Source organism: Frankia sp. CeCAU1 (assembly GCF_977971845.1).
In genome coordinates this window covers 18,572-22,369 of the sequence record NZ_CDWWXA010000083.1, presented here as the reverse complement: position 1 = coordinate 22,369, position 3,798 = coordinate 18,572, and the positions used below count along the sequence as shown (strand labels likewise).

Below are 3,798 nucleotides of genomic sequence, written 5' to 3'. Positions count from 1 at the left end.
CCCTGAACGGGCACCCGCCCCTCGACCGGCACCCGCCCCTGGACCGGTACCGACGGCACTCTCGACCGCGGCCCCCCGCTGACGAGACCGAGTTCGCGCTCCATCAACCGGGCCACCGCCATGGCCGCGTGAATAGCCGACTCATCGAATGACAGATCCGGTTCGACAGCGGCGTACAGTACCGCAGCCACCGCGCCGTCCTCACACACCGGCACCGCCATGATCGCACCGAGACCGGTGTCGTCGATCTCCGCGGCGGTGGATCGCAGCGCTCTTCGCGCGGCAGCTCGATCGTTGATGACGACCGGCCGGCAATGCTTGACGACCTGACCGCCGATGCCCATCCCGGATGGGATCTCGACACCGATCAGCCCGGCCGGCCCCGGCCCGTCCACGTTGGTGATGGTCAGGGTGCGGGAATGGAGTGCGACCATTCCCCCGAAAGTAATGTGTGCACCCGATGAGGCCCGCAGGCGCGCGAGCGCCCGAGGCAGAACAGTTTGCATACGGCTAGGAATAGCCAGTGTAAGAGTCATGAGCATCCCCTTCCCCAACCTGCCCAGACGTCGCGAATCCTAGCACCGGCTTTACAATAAGCACAAACAAATACCGACGAAACGGACTTTACATATCTGCATGAGAGTCGGGGGCCGCGGGCGCGTAGTGGACTCCGTGGCTTCATCGCCACCACCCACCAGGTTCCGGCAACGTACCAAGAAAGTGTCAGGAATGTATCGGGGAGCGCACGGTGAGCAGGTCCGTTCGGGCCATGGCACGCAGCCGGGCTAACCCGGCGAGGAGCTGAAGTTCGGCGACCGAACGGGGAGAGCTGTCGAGCAGCGCCGGTGACATGACCAGCGCCGCCGCCACCTGTGCCCGGGAGATCGCGACGTTGAGCCGGTTGCGGGAGAGCAGGAAGTCCAGCCCCCGCGACGCCTGGGCCGAGCTGGACGTGGTGAGCGAGGTGATGACGACGGCTGCCTCCTGGCCCTGGAAACGGTCCACCGTCCCGACCCGCACCCCGGGCAGGCCCGCCTTGCCCAGCGCGTGCTCGACCGCCCGCACCTGCCGGTTGTAGGGGGCGACGACGAGCAGGTCACTGCCGAGGAGCGGGCGCAGGGGCCCGCCGTCGACGAGGGTACGACCGAGCAGGTGGCGAACGATGTCACGGATCACGGCCACCTCCTCGTCCGACCGGGTGCCGTTGTCGTGATGCTCGACGTCGTGCAGGTACAGCCCGGCCGGCACACCCGCCACGGCGCGCGTCCCGGCCACCGGATGCGCGTGCAGCAGCCCCCGGTACGCCAGCGCCGACACCGGCGCGCACACGGCCGGGTGCAGCCGGCGGGTCCGGTCGAGGAAGTAGCCGAACTCGGGCGGGATCACCTCGGCGTCGCCGAGCAGATGCGACAGCGCCGATGCGTCCGCGCCGTCCGGATGGATGCCGGCCACCACCTGCGGCAGTTGCTGCGGATCGCCGAGGAGCACGAGGTTGCGGGCCGCGCCAGCCACCGCGAGGGTGTCCGCGAGCGCGAACTGCCCCGCCTCGTCGATGATCAGAACGTCGAAGGGGTCACCACGCAGCACCGGGTTCGCGAACGCCCAGGCGGTGTCCCCGACCAGGTGGCCCTCGGGGTGCTCCCGGCGCCACGCCGCGAGTGCCCGCAGATCCCGCGGACCATCCCAGGGCGGGAACATGCCCGAAGCCGCCGAAGCCGGCCTCGCCCCGGACCGCTGTTTCTTCGCGGCGGGCACCGCGGGGCGCCAGGCGGGCACGGCGTCCGCGGCCCGGGTATCCGCGGCCCGGGTATCCGCGGGCTTCGGGTCCGCCGGCGGCTGGCCGGTCGCGGCGAGCATCGCGTTCTCGATCGCCTTGTGACTGGTCGAGCAGACCCCGACCGTGCGCCCCTGCTCGACGAGATGGCGGATGAGCCTGCCGGCGAGGTAGGTCTTGCCCGCCCCCGGCGGCCCCTGCACGGCCAGGTAGGAGCCGTCGAGCGTGCTCACCGCGGCGAGCACGGCGGCAATCTGGTCTCCGTCGTGCTCGCCGGGCGCCGGCAGGTCGTCCCGGCCGACCAGCCGCGGGGGGCGACGCCGCAGCAGGTCCAACGCGGGGTCCGCGGGCAGGTCCGGCAGGGCGTCGGCGGTCCGGCGGGCGAGGTCGCGGATCGCCGCCGGCTTGGGTTCCGGACGCACCGGCGATCCGGGCAGCACGGCGAGGGGCGGCCTGCGGGCCACGCCGTCGGGGGCGACGCTCTCCCGCAGCAGCAGCGTGTGCGGCTCGGCCCGCTCGACGACCGCGTCGGTGGTGGCGCCCTCGGCCCCGGGCGGTCCCGGGTAGAGCAGCCGCACCGCCTCGCCGCGGTCGAAGGGATGCGGACGGTCCGGATCGACGCGGGCCTGCAGCAGTCGACGACTCCGCCGCCGTCGCCCGGCCGGTTCGACCCAGTCCTCGACAACGGTCCAGCTCACCGGGACCGCGCAGTCGTCGGCCGATTCCAGCGTGGCGCGATCGGCGGTCAGCGCCGCGAAGTACGACCACCAGGCGGGCTTGTTCTCACGCCGGTGGTATCCGACGGCCGCGGCGAGCAGGGCGCGCGCCCGCTGGTCTCCCGTCCAGTCGGCCGGATCGTCGGGAAGGCCCGCGACGAGGGTGTCGACGAGCGCGTCGTCGTCGGCGGTGTCGGCTGCGGTGTCGGCTGCGGCAGCGGTTTCAACGGCGGCAGCGGTGTCGATCCGCGGCGTGCCGCCGTCGGCCCCCCGCAGGCCCAGGAGCCAGCGGTGCAGTCGGTGAGTCGACACGCAGTCGATCCGGTTGTAGTCGGCGATCTGAGCGAGGACGCGGTCGGCCGCGGCGAGCTCCCCGGCTGCGCGGTGTGCCAGGAAGCTCTCGTACGCCACGATGCTGTCGGTGGCGTTCTTCACCTCGGCCTGTCGGGCACCGGGCAGGAACAGCGGTTCGAGGTGTTTGATCGAGTAGGACGGCTGGGAGATCCGCAGACTGCGCCGGACCACGGCGTAGAGATCCACCAGCCGGTGCCCGGCGAGCAGATCGTCTACCTGCCGTTCCCGCGTGCCGTGTCGCGCGGCCAGCCGGCGCAACGCGTTCGGCTCGTAGGGCGCGTAATGGTAGATGTGCGCGCCGGGGTGCGCCCGCAACCGCTCCGTCGCCCAGTCGACGAAACGCTCGAACGCCTGCCGCTCCCCCGCCCGATCGTGTGCCCAGAACGCCCGGAAGAGCTCGCCGTCCGCGAGGGTGACCGCGCCGAACAGGTACTCCAGACCGGCGGCGTCCAGCGCGTACGGATCGCCCTCCATATCGAAGTAGATGTCACCGGGATCGGGCACCGGAAGGGCCGCGAGCCCCTCCGGGCCGGTCATCCGGACGGTCACCGTCCCGACCGGGTCGTCCGCGGTACGCGTCGCATCCTGCGCGGCCTGCAGTTCCGCCTGAAGACGCAGTCCCGCGAACGTCGCTGGGGACATCGTCGCGGGCCGCTGGTCGTCGCGGGCCGCGGCGAGCTCCTCCACCGCGGTGATGCCGGCCGCGCGCAGCACCCGTCGCTGGTCGCCGCGCAGCCCGGCGACCAGCGACAGGTCGCGGGCCTCCGCCCGGCCGCGCGCGCAGTGCGCGCTGAACGCGCAGGTGGCGCAGGCTGACCGGGGCTCGGCCCAGGACGGTTCGGGAACCGCGGGGGCAGCCGCCAGCCGATCGGCGAGACGGCTGCGCGCGTGCCCGACCATCGGCACGACATCGTCGACCCGGAACGTGCGCACGACCCCGACCCCGACCCCGAC

General features: G+C 72.3%; 2 protein-coding genes. Both read right to left on the bottom strand.

The window, feature by feature from the left end:
- On the bottom strand, window positions 1–536 hold a 536-nt coding region (locus AC08OO_RS15150; protein ID WP_476618673.1), incomplete at its 3' end, for a GAF domain-containing protein.
- Between the two features lie 187 nt (window positions 537–723).
- The coding region (locus AC08OO_RS15145) for a TM0106 family RecB-like putative nuclease (protein ID WP_476618672.1) at window positions 724–3,798 on the bottom strand (3,075 nt) is incomplete at its 5' end.